At 46.0% G+C, this 17,043-nt stretch carries 14 protein-coding genes; 11 read left to right on the top strand and 3 right to left on the bottom strand.

The window, feature by feature from the left end; genetic code table 11:
- Positions 1-9: 9 nt before the first annotated feature.
- From HH301_RS02090 to HH301_RS02080, 3 genes are read right to left on the bottom strand one after another with little or no spacing between them, the layout of a single operon-like run.
- Complete coding sequence (locus HH301_RS02090; RefSeq protein ID WP_169566421.1) at positions 10-1,038, bottom strand: ketopantoate reductase family protein; 1,029 nt, start codon at positions 1,036-1,038, stop codon at positions 10-12.
- Positions 1,038-1,754, bottom strand: coding sequence for a creatininase family protein (locus HH301_RS02085; protein ID WP_169566420.1), 717 nt, complete (start codon positions 1,752-1,754; stop codon positions 1,038-1,040). The genes HH301_RS02090 and HH301_RS02085 overlap by 1 nt, the downstream gene beginning before the upstream one ends.
- Positions 1,751-2,314 (bottom strand): MarR family winged helix-turn-helix transcriptional regulator, encoded by a 564-nt coding sequence (locus HH301_RS02080; protein WP_169566419.1) that lies wholly within the window; start codon positions 2,312-2,314, stop codon positions 1,751-1,753. Before HH301_RS02080 ends, HH301_RS02085 begins: the two co-directional genes overlap by 4 nt.
- 138 nt (positions 2,315-2,452) lie before the next feature.
- Here HH301_RS02080 and HH301_RS02075 point away from each other — a divergent pair, with 138 nt between their 5' ends.
- The 11 genes from HH301_RS02075 (at position 2,453) to HH301_RS02025 (ending at position 16,901) form a co-directional block, all read left to right on the top strand.
- A complete protein-coding gene (locus tag HH301_RS02075; protein ID WP_169566418.1) occupies positions 2,453-4,042 on the top strand; it encodes an ABC transporter substrate-binding protein in 1,590 nt (529 codons plus the stop codon).
- A 57-nt stretch (positions 4,043-4,099) separates the two neighbouring features.
- Complete coding sequence (locus tag HH301_RS02070) at positions 4,100-5,071, top strand: ABC transporter permease (RefSeq protein ID WP_169566417.1); 972 nt, start codon at positions 4,100-4,102, stop codon at positions 5,069-5,071.
- Positions 5,071-5,952: an ABC transporter permease gene (locus HH301_RS02065; RefSeq protein WP_169566416.1), complete on the top strand. Its 882-nt coding sequence runs from the start codon at positions 5,071-5,073 to the stop codon at positions 5,950-5,952. Before HH301_RS02070 ends, HH301_RS02065 begins: the two co-directional genes overlap by 1 nt.
- Entirely contained in the window at positions 5,949-6,923 is a 975-nt protein-coding gene (locus HH301_RS02060; RefSeq protein ID WP_169566415.1) for an ABC transporter ATP-binding protein, read from the top strand. Before HH301_RS02065 ends, HH301_RS02060 begins: the two co-directional genes overlap by 4 nt.
- Positions 6,923-7,918 carry an ABC transporter ATP-binding protein gene (locus HH301_RS02055; RefSeq protein WP_169566414.1) on the top strand — a complete coding sequence of 332 codons (996 nt, stop codon included), beginning with the start codon at positions 6,923-6,925 and terminating at the stop codon, positions 7,916-7,918. The genes HH301_RS02060 and HH301_RS02055 overlap by 1 nt, the downstream gene beginning before the upstream one ends.
- 311 nt (positions 7,919-8,229) lie before the next feature.
- Positions 8,230-8,931 carry an SDR family NAD(P)-dependent oxidoreductase gene (locus HH301_RS02050; protein ID WP_169566413.1) on the top strand — a complete coding sequence of 234 codons (702 nt, stop codon included), beginning with the start codon at positions 8,230-8,232 and terminating at the stop codon, positions 8,929-8,931.
- A 78-nt stretch (positions 8,932-9,009) separates the two neighbouring features.
- A complete protein-coding gene (locus HH301_RS02045; protein ID WP_169566412.1) occupies positions 9,010-10,548 on the top strand; it encodes a cryptochrome/photolyase family protein in 1,539 nt (512 codons plus the stop codon).
- A 36-nt stretch (positions 10,549-10,584) separates the two neighbouring features.
- Entirely contained in the window at positions 10,585-10,722 is a 138-nt protein-coding gene (locus tag HH301_RS17715; RefSeq protein ID WP_169566411.1) for a DUF2256 domain-containing protein, read from the top strand.
- Positions 10,723-10,887: 165 nt separating this feature from the next.
- Positions 10,888-14,019 carry a CHAT domain-containing protein gene (locus HH301_RS02035; protein ID WP_169566410.1) on the top strand — a complete coding sequence of 1,044 codons (3,132 nt, stop codon included), beginning with the start codon at positions 10,888-10,890 and terminating at the stop codon, positions 14,017-14,019.
- Positions 14,019-14,714, top strand: coding sequence for a hypothetical protein (locus tag HH301_RS02030; protein WP_169566409.1), 696 nt, complete (start codon positions 14,019-14,021; stop codon positions 14,712-14,714). The genes HH301_RS02035 and HH301_RS02030 overlap by 1 nt, the downstream gene beginning before the upstream one ends.
- 96 nt (positions 14,715-14,810) lie before the next feature.
- The gene (locus HH301_RS02025) at positions 14,811-16,901 is read left to right on the top strand and encodes an adenylate/guanylate cyclase domain-containing protein (RefSeq protein ID WP_169566408.1); all 2,091 of its coding nucleotides are present in this window, start codon (positions 14,811-14,813) and stop codon (positions 16,899-16,901) included.
- Positions 16,902-17,043: the final 142 nt, after the last annotated feature.

The raw sequence follows: 17,043 nt of genomic DNA, 5'->3' as shown, positions 1-17,043 counted from the left end.
GTTGTTTTCCTATTTCATCGCTTTTAAAAGTTCGTCGAAGGTTTCAGATGATTGAGGGCGTTTGCCATCTTCAATCTCATGGATAAGCTCAACAAGTCTGCTCAGCAGGGGTGTTTCTATGCCATGCTCCTGGGCGACTTGCGTGATGATTCCTATCTGGGGATCCACCTCAGTCTTGCGTTTGCGAACTGCCAGATCCCGCCAAATACCAGAATGGGTCTTGGCTGTTTTAGCGGTGAATTCGACTAAGGCTGCAATTGACTTTTCTGCTTCTGACTGAGGACTGTCAGGGAAATAACTTTCTGGATTGAAGCCATTAAATCCGAGTGGTTTGATTTTTTCTGCCAATGCGACGGACATGACCTCTCTAGCCAGCCCGATCAGCGCAGGGGAACGGTTTGGGTTTGCGAAATTGGCTGACATGCTATCGGGGGTAAGTGCTGTTGCGAATAACATAGCGCCATAGCCAAGCTTACCCCAGAGATATCCCCAAATGTTGTCTGTCAAAACGGCGTCTGGTTCAAAAATCTGCATCAATTGATGCATGTCTTTGGTGCGTTGGCGAATTGAGCCGTCAATCTCACCGATGACAACTGCCCCGCGGTTTCCATAAAGTACGCGGCCAGCTTCTTGCCAGTCACTTCCATAATTAACGAAAGCGCCCATGGTTCGATCCGGACCAGCCATCTGGGCTATCAATCGTTCATTGAGACCATTTTGCGCAGATAAGATAAACCCATCATCTGTGAGATGAGGGAGAAGCTGGGTTAAGGCTGTTTTTGTTGCCTGGGCCTTTACGGCAAGGACAACACAATCGAATTTACCTTCCAACGTTTCTGGTGAGTAGGTTGGAATGACTTGGCGAAAATCCCCGTCAGTAGCAGGCCCTTCAATTCGAATGCCGTTGGTGGAACATGCCTCAATATGGGCTTGGTCAATATCGACCATAACCACATCTTTGCCAGCCCGGGCCCAATAAGCACCAAGGATTCCGCCGATAGCTCCAGCACCCCATACAAGAATTGGGCGACTTTCCATTATTTGGCACTCCAATCAGGCCAAGGTCCTTCAAGGGCTTCTCGGGTTTCTTCAACACCTGCATTCCAAACTTTTATGACGTCCTCATCTGGCATTTGCCATGGTCCGCCAAAATTACCGTCACCGAGAAGATCCTTGGCTTCAGCTGGAGTTGAGGCTTTTATCCGATCCATATCTGGTGCTGGTTTCTCGCCCTCTGGCGCTGGCGCATGGGCGAGGCGTGTCCAAGGGAAGTTTTCCATCCAGTTTGCATGGCTACCGATGGGATGAATTTCCTTAACAGCTGCCATTGTTTTTGGCGCTGCCCACCAGTTATGCAGTCGAACGGAGATATCGCCATATTCTGCCATTAATTCTTGTCCGAGAGCGCCAATAGGATTGTTTCCACCGTGGCCGTTTACGAGAAGAATGTTCTGAAATCCGGATCTGCGAAGAGATCCAATAACATCTCGCATTAAGGCCATCAGAGTTTCAACCCGGAGAGAAACTGTCCCGGGAAAGGCTGAGAAATAAGGGGTCAATCCGTAAGGAATAACCGGAAAAACTGGAACTCCGAGGGGTTCGGCAGCTTCCCTGGAGACTCGTTCAGCGAGGATAACATCCACACACAGAGAAAGTTGCGCATGCTGTTCTGTAGATCCGATTGGCAAGATACAGCGTTTATCCTTGGCGACGTATTTCTCAACGTCCATCCAGTTCATTTCCGAAATCATCATGGGGTTTTTTGCTCCGTGTTAGACGGCTTTATTTCCGCTGGAATATCGTCAGTCAAATTGGCTGAATTGAGCACTACCTTTGCCATCAGGTTAGACAGTGTCTTCACTTCTTCGTCGTTTAGCCCATTTAACATTTCCTGCTCCCGGCGTTCAAAAACCGGAAGGGTTCTATTAAAGAGTTTCCAACCTTCCTCTGTCAGGTAGAGAGGCTGATTGCGTTTATCTTGATTATCTGTTTCACGCATGATCAGGCCTGCTTTTTCTAGCTTTGCCATGGCCCGAGATAGGCTGTTTTTGGGAAAGCCTGAGGAAATAGCAATGTCCTTTGCCTGACCTCCCTCGCATAGGGCCAGCGAATAGATCACTACATATTCGATCCGGCTAAGACCTTCAGTTTTTTGAACCCAGTCATAGCAGGGCGTGTTGTAGCGCATAGCCAGAAAGTTCATTCGAAAGGAAAAAGGGCATGGATTGCGCCACAGTTTCGCTTCCGTCATTTGGTTCATCCCCGACACACCGCCAGAATGGCGCGGGGATAGATAGTTTTGTGTAACAGGCATTGAGTTTTGTTCCTCGCTCATAACTCAATTAGTTCCATATAGAACTTGACATATCATATATTTCATAACATCGTAAAGAGTACAAGTTCCATTTGGAATTAATTAAAAATCATTTCTCAACTCCGACAGGGGGTACCGATGAAGGTAAAAACACTAATTGCATCAATGGCCGTCGCCCTTGGTGTAACACTGAGCACAGGCATTGCCGCCGCCCAGACTCTTACCATGGGGGTACGGGGTGGACCAGAATCTCTGGATCCTCATTATTCTGCATTGGGAAGTCATGCGGAAGCGGCAAAACATATCTATGACACATTGGTCTGGTCTGGCGATGATCTGCAGATTGAACCAGGTCTTGCGACTTCCTGGAAGCCAATTGATGACCTGACTTGGGAATTTAAATTGCGCGAAGGCGTTAAGTTCCATGATGGGTCTGACTTTGATGCTGAGGATGTGAAATTCTCTATTGAGCGTATTCCAGCGGTTAGTGGACCAACGACTACAACTATCTATGTTCGCCGTGTTGCGGACGTTGAGATCATTGATCCCTACACAATTCACATCAAAACAAATGGTCCTGCAGCAACGTTGCCGTATGATTTTGTCCGTCTCTTCATCGTAAGTGCAGAAGCTGCCAAAGATTACTCCACACCAGAAACTGCTTCTGCAGGTTTCAATGGTGGTCCTGCTGCTGTTGGTACAGGTCCTTACAAACTGGTAAGCTGGGAGCCAAAAGGTGATCTGGTTCTTGAGCGGTTCGATGATTACTGGCGCGGTAAAGGTGCCTGGGAAAAAGTCATCCGCAAAGAAATTCCAAATGATAGTTCCCGTCTGGCAGCTTTGAAAGCCGGTCAGGTTGACGTGATCAACTACGTCTCTTCTGTTGATTATCTGGCTCTGCAACGGGATAGCAGCGTTGATGCTGTCGTTGGTGACAGTGTTTACATTATGAACCTGCAACTGGATCAGAGGGATGATACGCCTCTGGTACGTGCGAAAGATGGCTCAAAATTAGCCAAAAACCCGCTTCAGAATCCAATGGTACGCGAAGCCATTGATTTGGCAATTGACCGCGAAACTATGGTTGAAATCGTTCTTGAAGGATTGGGAAAACCTGCCAACCAGATGATGCCTCCAGGGTTCTTTGGTTCAAGCGAAGCGATCCCTGCTCGTGTCCATGATGCAGCGAAAGCGAAAGAACTGCTTGCAAAAGCTGGTTATCCGGATGGATTTGAAATTGACCTTTATTGCACATCTGATCGCTTGCCTGGTGACGGAGCAATCTGTCAGGGTCTTGGCCAGATGTTCAGCCAGGTTGGAATTAAAACTAACGTGAACGCTGTTTCAAAAACAGTTTACTTCCCTGCTCAATCCCGTCTGGAATATTCTGTATTCATGAACGGTTGGGGAACTTTGACAGGTGAAGCCTCTTACACATTGGGTGCTTTGGCTCACTCCAAAAACCCAGAAGTGAAAATGGGCGCATTTAACCGTGTTGCTTATAAGAACGATAAGGTGGATGAGCTGATGCAGAAGGGGGCAATGACCTTGGATGCAGATGCACGCCGTGCACTTTATGAGCAAGCAATGGTTCTGACCATGGAAGATCGCGTGTATATTCCAGTTGTTCAGTTGCAAACTGTTTGGGCGGCAAAAGCTGGTAAATTGACCTTCCAGCCACGCTTCGATGAAGATACACTGGCCTTTTTCATCAAACCGAAAAACTAAGACTAATCGGGTGCCGGAGATTTCGGCACCCGAATTTCCTGAGCTAGGTATTATTGGATGTTAGGTTTTGTAATCCAGCGATTATTGCAGGCTTTTCTTGTTATGGTAGCCATGTCGATAATCGTTTTCGTGGGTGTGTATGCAATCGGGAATCCGATTGAAATAATTATTCCACCTGAAGCCACGGAAGAGATCCGTCAGGCAGTTATTCAGAAATTGGGATTGGATCTGCCTCTTTGGCAACAGTATTTTATTTTTGTGACCAACCTTGTTCAGGGTGATTTTGGTCGGTCTTATATCTATAACCTTCCAGTTCTGGAGCTGATTGCCGGGCGTTTGCCAGCAACCTTAGAGCTGGTTCTCATTTCCATAATTTCCGCGACAGTCATTGGCGTGACGCTTGGTGTTTATGCCGGTTACCGACCAAATAGCATCATCTCCAAGCTGATTATGGCAGTTTCTGTATTGGGCTTTTCGGTGCCTAGCTTCTGGGTTGGCCTCATTTTGATCCTTACATTTGCTGTTAATATGGGTGTACTGCCTGCTGGGGGACGTGGTGAGGTTGTGACGATCCTCGGTATGGATTGGAGCTTCTTAACGTTGGATGGTCTCTCGCATATTCTGCTGCCTGCATTGAACCTTGCTTTCTTCAAGCTGGCGATGATGATCCGACTGGCCCGTGCGGGTACCCGAGAAATCATGCTGACAGACACCATAAAATTTGCACGAGCTGCAGGGATTTCAGAGGGTCGGATACTACGTCGTCATCTTATGAAGCTTATTTCTGTCCCGATTATCACCGTGTTTGGGTTGGAGTTGGGCTCGACCCTGGCTTTCGCAGTTGTCACAGAAACCATTTTTTCTTGGCCTGGTATCGGAAAGTTGATTATCGACAGTATTTCCGTGCTGGATCGGCCTGTCATGGTTGCATATCTGATCCTGACAGCACTTCTATTCGTTTTAATAAACCTCACAGTGGACCTTGTATTTGCAATGATTGATCCGCGAATTCGGGCGGGGGCACAGTAATGACTAATGCGCAGTCTCCTCTGTTTCGCTTCTGGCGCGATTTTAGTGAGAATAAGCTGGCTGTTATCGCTTTAATAATTGTCTTAGCTTTGATGGTTCTGGCTCTTTTCGCACCGTATATTGTTCCTCAAAATCCATATGATTTGGAAACGCTGTCTTTGATGGACGCCAGACGGGCTCCGGGCTTTGTCGGCTCCGGCGGATATATCCATTACCTTGGAACAGATCCGCAAGGGCGTGATCTGCTGTCTGCCATTTTTTATGGCCTTCGTATTTCGATCATGATTGGACTGGCAGCAGGCTGCATAGCGCTTGTACTTGGCACTACCGTTGGCATTTTTGCGGCTTATGTTGGTGGAAAAATTGAAAATTTTTTGATGCGGATAGTTGATCTGCAGCTGTCATTTCCTGCAATCTTGTTGGCGTTGGTTCTGGTTGCCTTGCTAGGTCAAGGCAAGTTCCAGTTGATCGCAGCCCTTGTTGCCGCACAATACGCGTATTTTGCTCGTACTGCGTATGGTGCAGCAAAAGGAGAGCGTAAGAAAGACTATGTTGAGGCCGCCCTTGCTACACCGTTATCAGGTTTTCAGGTGGCTTTTAAACATCTTCTCCCAAACTGCATGCCGCCGTTGATCGTCGTGGCTACAGTCCAGATTGCCAGTGCAATATCTCTGGAAGCGACGCTAAGTTTTCTGGGGCTAGGGTTACCTGTGACTGAGCCGAGTTTGGGTATGCTGATATCAAATGGTTTCCCTTACATGATGAGCGGGCGCTACTGGATTTCTGTGTATCCTGGAGTAGCCCTAATTATCCTGATCGTGGCAATTAATATTGTTGGTGATCAGATTAGAGACCAGTTCAATCCGAGGCTGCGTAAATGACAAAAGTTTTGGATGTAAAAGATTTGCAGACCTATTTTCATACCCGTGATGGCGTGGTTAAGGCTGTGGATGGCGTTAGTTTTTCTCTGGAGAAGGGTGAAATTCTTGGTCTTGTCGGCGAGTCTGGCTCAGGCAAGACTGTAACGGGTTTTTCGCTGCTCGGGCTTGTGGATGCTCCCGGAGAAATTGTCGGTGGTACAATCCGACTGAACGGCGAAAATTTGGTCGGTTTGTCCGAGAGAAAGCTCCGTTCAAAACGGGGTAAAGACATTGCCATGATTTTTCAGGACCCGATTGCGACATTAAACCCTCTTCTCACGATCCGGACTCAAATGTCTTTTGCTCTAGAAGCACATGCAAGAATGTCCAAAAAAGAGATAGAGGCGCGTTGCATAGAGGTTCTAACTAAAGTAGGCATTCCAGACCCTGCCGCCCGTCTTGATAATTATCCTCATGAATTCTCTGGGGGTATGCGTCAGCGGGTCGCGATAGCAATTACTTTGCTGCATTCCCCGGGTGTGATAGTTGCGGATGAGCCGACGACTGCTTTGGATGTATCCATTCAGGCGCAAATTTTGTCTGAGATGCGAACGTTGGCAAGGGAAACGGGCACGGCGATGATTTGGATCAGTCATGATTTGGCAACCGTATCTAGTTTGGCCACTCGGTTGCTTGTGATGTATGCAGGACGTGTGGTTGAAGAAGGCCCAACTGCGCAAGTCCTTAAAAATCCACATCATCCCTATACACGAGGATTGATAGAATCCTTGCCAGCTATGGCGGAACCAGGTCAGCCTTTGGTTCAGATTTCTGGAACAACACCGTCTTTATTGTCGTTGCCAGCAGGATGTCCTTTTGCACCAAGGTGCAGTTTTTCGACAGAAAAATGTAGTACTGAGCCCCCGATTGATAGGACTGAGGAAAGGATGTGGCGATGCCACCATCCTTTACAGAAGCAAGAGGTTCTGTAATGAGTTTGTATTTTCAAGTTGATCAGGTGACCCGGTTATTTCATCCCAAAGTGAGTTTGGGGGATAAAATTGCTGCTAAATTGGGCGCAACTGTCGAAACTCGCTCTGTCAAAGCTGTGAATGACGTCTCTTTTGTTTTGGAGGAAGGACAAACCCTGGGTCTTGTTGGCGAGTCCGGCTGTGGGAAATCTACGCTTGGAAAACTGGCAGCAGGAATTCTGGAGACATCGAGTGGTACGGTGATGTTGGACCATCAACCGGTTATGAAAGATGGCAAAAAAACTACCACCCGTATTCAAACTGTTTTCCAAGATCCGTTTGCGTCTCTTGATCCACGCATGAAGGTTGGTGAGGCTGTTGCAGAAGGGCCCATCTCAAATAATCTTGTGAGTAAATCCGAGGCAACCGCTTATGTGAAGGACTGGTTTGCCAGAGTGGGATTGGATCCAGCGTTCACAGATCGCTATCCTCATCAGTTTTCGGGTGGCCAGCGGCAGCGGATCGCTATTGCCAGGGCTTTGGCAATGCAGCCTGATCTTCTTATTTGCGATGAACCTGTCGCTTCGTTGGACGTATCTATCCAAGCGCAGATCATCAATCTGTTTCTACAATTGCGGAAAGATCTGAACCTGACATGTCTATTTATTAGTCATGACCTCTCAGTTGTGCGTCATGTCAGTGACCGGGTTGCTGTGATGTATCTTGGCCGTATTGTGGAAGAGGGAGAGACGCAATCTGTGTTTGAAAACCCGGCTCATCCCTACACGAAAGCTTTGCTAGCATCTGTTCCCAAGTTAGTTTTGGATAAGGATGAACTAGTTCAATTTGAGGCAATCGAAGGGGAAATTCCATCTCCTCTATCGCCGCCGCCGGGATGCTACTTCGCACCGAGATGCCCTTATGCGACAGAAAAGTGCAGCTCCGAAAGTCCTGTTTTGGAAATGGTTGGAGATGACCGCAAAGCTGCCTGTTTTTACACAGAGGCAAATTTCTAAGAATTTTAGAAATATCACCGCTCCCACTGCATATTCCCAGTCATTTTCCGGTTGTTGGGCAGTCTAACCCTGCAATGGTTCTGGTCAGGCTCGTTTGCGACATCCAATTCCGAGAACGGGCCGTATAAATGTCGTGTTGCAGGATATTCAGCCTCTCCAAAATCGGGCTGTTTCGATACTGCTGAGATGGAAATTTGTTCGCGATAAATTGATCAAAAGTATCGGATCAAGGCCTATGAGCACCGATACTTCTGATTGGGTTGGCTCTTTTTCCTGATGTCCTAAAAATATGATGGAGAACGGTTGTCCTCATGAGTTTTAGTCCGAAAAATATTGCGGTTATTGGTGGGTCAGGAGCAATCGGCAGCAGCATGGCGAAATTACTCATTGAAAAATATCCGGCTGCAAAAGTGAGCTCATTTTCGCGAAACGGAGAGTACCCCATCGATTACAGTTGTGAGGACTCCCTTGCTGAGGCGGCTTATAGGGCTTCAAAAAATTTGCCCTTGGACATGGTTTTTGTGGCCAATGGAATATTGCATGAAGGCGACATCATGCCAGAAAAGTCGTTGAGAGAGTTAACGGCTGAAAAGTTTCACCGTATTTTTGAGGTAAACACCGTCACTCCTGCTCTAATTGCTAAATATTTTCTGCCTAAACTCAATAAAGAGGGACCTTCCAGATTTGCTGTTCTTTCAGCACGGGTCGGCAGTGTGTCTGATAATCGGCTTGGTGGTTGGTATGCTTATCGTTCTTCAAAAGCAGCACTGAACATGATTATTAAAAATGCAGCGATTGAAATCGGTAGGAAAAATAGACAGGCCATTATTGTCGGTCTTCATCCAGGAACAGTTGACAGTGATCTGTCGAAACCGTTTCAAAGCAATGTACCTGCTGACAAGCTATTTACGCCGGAATACTCCGCAGGAAAGCTGCTGAGTGTGCTTGACAGTTTAAAGCCAGAAAACTCCGGTAAATGCTTTGCATGGGATGGAGAGGAGATTTTTCCTTGAATTGATGTCGGGGGTTTTAAAAATTCTCTCCGCTGAGATGAAAATATCATGCAGGAATAAAAAAGGAATGCTCTTCCAATGAAAACACTAAGATTGGTTTTAGGGGACCAGCTTTCGGAGTCTATCTCCAGCCTTAAAGATCATAATCCTAAAACGGATCTAATTTTAATGTGTGAGGTATGGGAGGAAGCCTCTTATGTGAGGCATCATAAGAAGAAAATTGCCTTTTTGTTTTCCGCTATGAGGCATTTTGCCAGGGAGCTCAGGCAGAATGGGTATGAAGTTGAGTATACAAAATTAGACGACCCTGAGAATTGCGGATCCTTCAAAGGTGAAGTTGGACGAGTTCTGCAAAGACACTCTATCAGTCGGATTATCGTTACCCACCCCAGTGAATACAGAGTGTTGCTAGACATACAGAATTGGTCGGAAGAGTTTGGCCTACCTGTCGAGATAAGAGAGGATACACGCTTTTTATGCACACAGGATGAATTCGCAGAGTGGGCAAAGGGCCGAAAAAATCTGCGCATGGAGTATTTCTATCGCGAAATGCGAAAAATGCACGACATCCTAATGCAAGGCGATAAACCGGAAGGTGGACAATGGAACTATGATAGCGAAAACCGTAAGCCACCAAGAGAAGGGCTTAACATTCCGTCGCCTTATACCTGTGATGGAGATGACATCACACAGGAGGTTCTCTCTCTTGTCTCGGATCGCTTCAAAGAGCATTTTGGCGAGTTGGAGCCGTTTAATTTTGCCGTTACCCGGAAAGAAGCACTGAAGGTATTGGATCGCTTTGTCGAACAAAGACTAAATCATTTTGGAGACTATCAAGACGCAATGATTGAAGGTGAACCTTGGATGTATCACTCTCACATCAGCTTTTACTTAAATTGCGGTTTGTTGCTTCCCCTAGAATGTGTTCAAGCAGCTGAGAGTGCCTATAAAAACAAGAAGGCTCCGCTCAATGCCGTTGAGGGTTTTATTCGCCAGATTATCGGTTGGCGTGAATATGTGCGGGGGATCTACTGGTTCAAAATGCCCGCATATGTATCGGAAAATTTCTTTCAGGCGAAGCGTCAATTACCGGATTTTTACTGGACATCAGAGACAAAAATGAATTGTCTGCGTTGTTGCGTTTCCGAAACAAAACAGAATGCTTATGCCCACCATATTCAACGGCTCATGGTACTTGGAAACTTTGCCTTGCTGGCTGGCATTGATCCTAAATACGTGAATGAATGGTTCTTGATTGTTTATGCGGATGCCTATGAATGGGTCGAGCTACCGAATGTGTCCGGTATGATCTTATTTGCAGATGGTGGGTATCTGGCCAGTAAACCTTACGCGGCCGGAGGTAGCTATATCAATAAAATGTCCGATTATTGTAAGGGCTGCAGTTACAAAGTGACCAAAAAGAATGGTCCTGACGCATGCCCTTTTAACTATTTGTACTGGGATTTTCTGGACCGTAATCGTGATAAACTCCAAAATAATCATCGGATCGCAATGATGTATAAGACTTTTGATCGTATGGAGACGGAGAAACAAAACGCTATTCGTGATGATAGCCAAAGGTTTTTTAAATCTGTGGAAAGTGGAGCCATCGTTTGAAAACGTGCAGAGTTCAATGAGCGGTTTTAAGATTGAATGAAGAAAGAACATTTACCTCAAAAAATATGTGATGTGTGTGGGAGGCCTTTTTCATGGCGACGAAAATGGTCAAGAGATTGGACAGAGGTAAAATACTGTTCAAAACGGTGTCGTGGGAATAAAAACAAGAAATGACGAGATGGCAGTAACTGTATACCCAGTGCCTTTTTATGTTCAGCATGGCAATCAAAATGGATCTGTGTATTAGAGAACTTAATTGCTGAAGCTATAAAATATTTAAAAAATCTGATACGATCACTTCCTAAATTAGCAAGAACAATAAGGTTTTGGGGATATTCGTTGAAAATACTTCTTGTTTCCAAGCTGGCAATTGCCGCAATGCTACTAGTTTCGTGTCAGACGACTTCCACAGACAACAGCGTGAACGTTCAAAAAGCCCGACAGGTCGCCGCGGCATATAATCGTCAGCAACTCGCATCACCGCCAAGAACTATTGATGACCTTACGCAATTGATTGAACGCTCGGAGAGCCGAAATCAGTTCGAGCTGAAGGCCTTGGAAGCTGCCGCGGACAATGAAATCTCGATGGTTGGAAATGCCGACAGAATAGCTACCAATTTGAAAAGCCGTGCAGATGCGGCAGGAGAGCTGGGTCGTTTAAACCAGATGGTTAAGGATCTGGAGATCGCTAAATCTCAAAATCCTCAAGACAAAATTTTAATGTCTGCTGTGCTTGCGTCACTCTCTCATGCAGTCTCAGAAGTTGGTAATATCAAAAGTGCAATCAGGTATCGGCAATGGTCGCTCGATTTGTTGCCCGGGGGGTATCGGGTTGCAAGAAGCAACAGATACGCGACGATGGCGACCTATCACAGTCAGATTGGTGACTTCGAAGCTGCCCGTGAAAATCTTAGTGAAGCTAAAAGTTACCTGAATTCTGTTAGATCGTCTCAGGCAGCACAGAAATATGGGCCGTTTAGTGAAGCCATTGTTCTTTGGGCGACTAGTCGGGTAAATCTGGATGAGGGATTATACTCTAACTCTGAGGCTTTCCTTCTGAACGCCCTGCAGATCATAGACGAGGATATTCGCAAAAATCGGGATAGTAACGAAAAACTGGCAATTTATAACCTTGGAACTGCGCGGCAATTGGTGAAGATGAATGTTCTTGAAACCATGTCGCGTCTCTATCTAAGACAATATAAATTTGCAGAAGCTGAGGTGGCCGCTCGCGATGCTGTACGTGTTGCAGTTGGCAGGTTTGGCGGGAATTCGGTTTATACGGCCAAAATGATCTCAGCCCTTATTCCTGTATTAGCTCGGACAAACAGGTTGAAAGAGGCTGAAAAACTGGCAACTACAGTCCTCAAGATCTATCGTAATCTAGAAGTCACTAGAGATGAAATCACGTTCAACAAGGCCCGACTGTACCTTGCTAATGTGCTTATTGAGGCTTCTCGCTGGAACAGTGCGCTTGAAGTATTTGAAGAGATAGACAAGTTCACTGCCTATCATCCTGTTCAAAACAGACGTTTCTATAAATATAATCTGGATAGGGCTGTTGCGCTGATTGGAACCGGCGACTATTTCACGGCCAAGGGCATAGCCTCTGAGGTTTTTAGAAACCTGAAGGATCGTTTGGGTGAGCGGCATTATGATACTGCTGAGGCAACGGGTCTTTATGCCGTAGCTTTGTTGAAGGAAGGAAAAGCCGCCCGTGCGCTCAAGATATTTGATCAGGTCTTTCCAATTTTGGTTCAAAAATCTCGACAGACGGAAAAAGACGAAATTCGTTTTAAAGGTGGAAAACGCTTTCAGTTTATTGTGGAAGGATATGTTGACGCTCTGACGGAGACACGTTCAGCATCATCTATTGCCAAGGCTTTTCAGATTATCAATGCCGCGAGAATTCACGATGTTCAATCAGCCGTTACGAGTTCGGCAGCGCGCAAATCAGTCGAAGACCCTGACTTGAAACGTCTGGTTAGAGAAGAACAGGACGCTCAACAACAAATCTCGGCTCTCTATGGTTTGCTGTCTAGTACGCTGGTGAACGGCGCAAAAAGTGCGGAGGAATTAAAACTCAGAAAATCAATAAGTGATCTAAGAGCTGCGCGGGCTACTTTGATGGAGGCGATTGAAAAGCGCTTTCCTGATTATGCTTCATTGGTGAACCCTAAACCGGCAACAATTAGAGAGACACAACAGTTTTTGAAGCCTGATGAGGCTATTGTAAGGATCCACGTTGGAGAGACAAAGACATTCGTCTGGGCATTTCAGCAGCAGGGTTCAGTTGAGTTTTCAAAGCTTGATTTATCTCGCTCAGTGATGAGCGATAGGGTGCATCAACTCAGATCTGCGTTGGATCCAAAAGCAAGTGTTTTGGGTGATATCCCAGAATATGACCTGGATATAGCTCATAGCTTGTATAAGGACCTGTTGGATCCAGTTGCGCGAGGTTGGAAAAATGGCAATCACATATTTACGATTGCAAATAACCCAATTGCACAGATACCGCTTGCCACATTACCTGTATCACCTGTCAAGTTGCCGAAGGATGAAAATCTACTTTTTGCCAGTTATCGATCTGTACCCTGGTTAGTGAATACACATTCTACAGCGGTCATTCCAAGTGTTGAGTCGTTTCTCGCTCTTCGCAAACTGCCTGAGCGGAAAGATAATTCTCTAACCTTTGCTGGTTTTGGAGATCCATGGTTTAAGCCGGAACAGGCAAGCCAAGCTGCACCGGAAACGGTTCTTGCAGCACGGGGCATGACAAATTTCCGAGGATTACCGATTTATCGTCGAAGTGCTCCTGGTGGAGATCGGACCAATAGCTACGAGATTGATGACTTACCACCGCTTCCAGATACGAATTCTGAAATATTGGCAATTGCTGAATCCGTGAAGGCCGATCTAAAAACAGATGTATTTCTTGGGCCAAAGGCATCCGAGCAAAATGTGAAGTCGTTACAATTGCGGGATCGGAAAATAATCGCTTTCGCAACCCACGGACTGGTGCCTGGTGAATTGAACGGCTTGACCCAGCCAGCCCTGGCATTGTCTTCACCGGCGATCACTAGGGAGCAGAATGATGGTTTACTGACAATGGATGAGATTATGTCCTTAAAGCTGGATGCGGATTGGATCATCTTGTCAGCTTGCAACACTGGCGCTGGAAATGGTGCTGGTACGGAGGCGATCTCCGGTTTGGGAAGAGCATTCTTTTATGCTGGTGCCAGATCTCTTCTTGTAACAGGATGGCCAGTGGAGACAACGAGTGCCCGAAGTCTGACAACGCAGCTCTTTTCAACTTATGCCAGCGGTGAACAGAAAAATCGTGCTAGAGCCCTACAGAAAACAAAGATTGAATTAATTGAAAATGGTGTAATGGAGATTGACGGAAAATCTGTTTTTTCTTATGCGCATCCAATTTTCTGGGCTCCGTTCATGGTCGTGGGGAATAGCTGATGTCCCGAGATAAAAGACATAAAAGGTTGGCTGATCTTCTATTCCCTACTCGTTGGATGTTTATTGGATTTTTCGCAATTTTGGTTCCTCAATACATTCTATCTCCTGCCAGCGCATTTGAAGTCAAAGCGCTCGTAGAAAATGTATCTGCTGAAAGATCAGATCTTAAAGTTTTGGATTTTTTGGAAAGCGGCTTTGAAATTGAGCTAAGAGATGATGAGCAACTTACCCTTAGTTATTTGGCTTCTTGTGTCATGGAGAAGATAACGGGTGGGCGTGTCGTAATTGGTGAGAAGCAAAGTCTCGTAAAGAATGGCATGGTCAGTCGTAGCAAACTAAAGTGCAATACCTCCTCTCAGACGAGCAAGAGCAATGAGGCTGCAGCCGTTGTATTTAGGGCGCCAAACCAAACTGAACAATCGACCAAACCTATAAAAGCGTTTTCTATTTATCCGGTTCTCAAGGCAGGAAATTTTGAGGGAAATTTCACAATTCAAGATATGGATCGCTTTCACGAGCCATTGTCCGTGCCAGTCCAAAAGGGAGTAGCAGATCTTGGAAAACAATATTTGGCTTTGAAATCAGGGGTAACCTATCGAGTAACCGCAGGAGAAAAAGAATACGTTTTTATCGTTGATGAAAAAGCGGACCGTTCCAGAAAAGCTCCCTATTTGGTAAGACTCATTGTGTTTTGATATGTTCCGGGGGGCACGATCGAATTATGATCCTGAGTACCTTCACAATATTCAAATAACTTCCAATCTTGTTGAAATTAAAAGGTACCAGTTTCAGTGAGTAAACCAGTTGTCAAAATACTGACAAGCGTCGGGCTATCAGCACTTATTGTATTTATGTTGCAGGTCCCTAAGTTAGACCAACTGGATCGTCTAGATCTGGATTTCCTGCATTTAACTGAGAGCCTGTTACCATTTCCCCCGGACCCTGTTTCAACTGAAGTTGCAGTTATTGCGATAGATGAACAGACTTATGCATCACCACCCTTCGCAGGACTTCCCAAAGTAATGTGGACGCCACAGATGGCAGACGTCCAAAATAAGGTATTGCAAAGCGGGGCATCACTATTTGTCTGGGACATAATTCTTCCGACATCAGCAAGCAACTATGCGGCTGATCGGAGGATAGATACGCCCTTATTGCAATCCTATGTGAAATGGGGGCGTAACGAAGGAAAGCTCCTTCTAGGGCAGGCGCAGATCGGCAGGGAGACGATTGCTCCTTATCGGGCTCATTTAATTGCTGCAGGTGGGGCAGACAATCTCGTTTCACTCGATTTGCAGGCGGATGTAGATGGGGTTATCCGAAGTTTACCGGTCAAAGACTTGCCTTCAGCTTCTGACCCTTCATACACTGAAGAGACCCTTTTACATCTGGCTCCTGCAGCGCTCAAACGGCTACGTCAAATTTCCACACCCATATTTCCTTCAGGAGCGGCAATCAAGTTTTCGAATAATCCGGGAACTATCCCAGTCTTCTCATTTCAGGATTTATACCATTGTCAGGATAAGGATTACTTCGCTAACAACTTTGCAGGCAGGATTGTCGTCTTAGGGGCGATTTTGCAGCTTGAGGATCGAAAACTCGCTGGGAACCGGTTTGTCGGAATGAGGGATTTCGAAGGCGCGCCAACAAATTGTAAGGGTGAGTCTCCAAATATCGGAGACTTTGCGCGGAGTTATATCCCTGGAGTTTTGTTGCAGGCGACTGCACTGCAGAATTTGCTGGATGGATCATATGTGTCGCCAATTTCGGATACCTTACGGGTGATCATCTGCTTTTTGATTGGACTTGCGGCGTTTGGGATTGCGTTGAAAGCTTCAGTTGCTGTGACAGCAGTCTGTATCGTTCTCGGTAGTCTCTTTTGGATAAGCGGAGCAACAATTGCGTTTCAAATGGGCGTTAAACTTCCCCTGCTAGATGGTCAAATCAGCATGATACTTGCCGTTGCTAGCGGGTTTTTATTTCGGTTCAGATTTGTTGATCAAGAACGGAAAACGGTCAGAGAAAGTCTCACGCGATATCTGGATGCAAATGTATTGGAAGACATTCTGGATCATGGCAAAGCACCGAAACTGGGAGGGGAACAGCGGGAAGTTACTGTGCTTTTCTCTGACATTGCGGGATTTACATCGTTGTCTGAAAGGTTGGCTCCATCGGAGCTTGTTGATTTTTTGAACACCTACTTTGAGATTGTAGATACCGAGGTAAAAGCCCATGGTGGGATCATTGAGCGGTTTATTGGCGACGCTGTCATAGCTCTATTTGGGGCGCCGGTGGATGATGCGAACCATGCTCCAAATGCGGTGCGTTGTAGCTTGGCAATTATTCGAAAATTGGATCAGCGGTTCAATGGATTAAATGTTGATCCGACGGAAAAAATTGTTACTCGCATTGGCCTGAATTCAGGGATTGCGACCGTCGGTAATGTTGGGGCAAAAAATCGTTTCGCCTATACCGCAATGGGGGATTGCGTAAATGTTGCTGCAAGACTTGAGTCTGCGAACAAACAATTTGGAACTGTAATTCTCGTTGGGGAGGACTGCCGGACCAAATGTGGGGAAGCGTTTGAGTTTCGAAAAATTGAAACAGTCCGGGTTGTTGGTCGGGAAGAACCACTTATGATATTTGAACCCTTGGGTGAAGGGGATTCAATATCTGAAGAAACTCGAGGGCGTAAAGCTCTCTATGAGGAAGCTCTAAGCAAGTTGAGAGCCGGCGAATTTGGCACCGCTCAAGAGAGACTGGAGGGGTTGGCCTTAAAAGGAGATGTTGCAGCTCAGAAAGCCCTGCTAAGGTTGGAAGAACTGAAGAATATGCCAGATTTATCGGAATGGGATGGTGTTATTAATCTCTCTGCCAAATAGTCGGCTTTGACGGCATCAGCGAGACTGTTGGTAAAGTAAAACTGGATTGTTGAGCAATCCATCAGTCAAGCATCTAAAGTTTCCTTTAAACGCATAATTTTGGCATGAAAATGCGTTTTTTATTCCTTCAGGTTAGCTTCAG

This window comes from Sneathiella limimaris (genome assembly GCF_012932565.1).
Taxonomy (GTDB): Bacteria; Pseudomonadota; Alphaproteobacteria; order Sneathiellales; family Sneathiellaceae; genus Sneathiella; species Sneathiella limimaris.
Note: the sequence above shows the minus strand (reverse complement) of the source record. Positions and strands in the feature narration are given on the sequence as shown.

Excerpts from the sequence above, each read along its gene's own strand:
- HH301_RS02090 (WP_169566421.1), bottom strand. The coding sequence starts at position 1,038 with ATGGAAAGTCGCCCAATTCTTGTATGGGGTGCTGGAGCTATCGGCGGA.
- HH301_RS02085 (WP_169566420.1), bottom strand. The coding sequence starts at position 1,754 with ATGATGATTTCGGAAATGAACTGGATGGACGTTGAGAAATACGTCGCC.
- HH301_RS02080 (WP_169566419.1), bottom strand. The coding sequence starts at position 2,314 with ATGCCTGTTACACAAAACTATCTATCCCCGCGCCATTCTGGCGGTGTG.
- HH301_RS02075 (WP_169566418.1), top strand. The coding sequence starts at position 2,453 with ATGAAGGTAAAAACACTAATTGCATCAATGGCCGTCGCCCTTGGTGTA.
- HH301_RS02070 (WP_169566417.1), top strand. The coding sequence starts at position 4,100 with ATGTTAGGTTTTGTAATCCAGCGATTATTGCAGGCTTTTCTTGTTATG.
- HH301_RS02065 (WP_169566416.1), top strand. The coding sequence starts at position 5,071 with ATGACTAATGCGCAGTCTCCTCTGTTTCGCTTCTGGCGCGATTTTAGT.
- HH301_RS02060 (WP_169566415.1), top strand. The coding sequence starts at position 5,949 with ATGACAAAAGTTTTGGATGTAAAAGATTTGCAGACCTATTTTCATACC.
- HH301_RS02055 (WP_169566414.1), top strand. The coding sequence starts at position 6,923 with ATGAGTTTGTATTTTCAAGTTGATCAGGTGACCCGGTTATTTCATCCC.
- HH301_RS02050 (WP_169566413.1), top strand. The coding sequence starts at position 8,230 with ATGAGTTTTAGTCCGAAAAATATTGCGGTTATTGGTGGGTCAGGAGCA.
- HH301_RS02045 (WP_169566412.1), top strand. The coding sequence starts at position 9,010 with ATGAAAACACTAAGATTGGTTTTAGGGGACCAGCTTTCGGAGTCTATC.
- HH301_RS17715 (WP_169566411.1), top strand. The coding sequence starts at position 10,585 with ATGAAGAAAGAACATTTACCTCAAAAAATATGTGATGTGTGTGGGAGG.
- HH301_RS02030 (WP_169566409.1), top strand. The coding sequence starts at position 14,019 with ATGTCCCGAGATAAAAGACATAAAAGGTTGGCTGATCTTCTATTCCCT.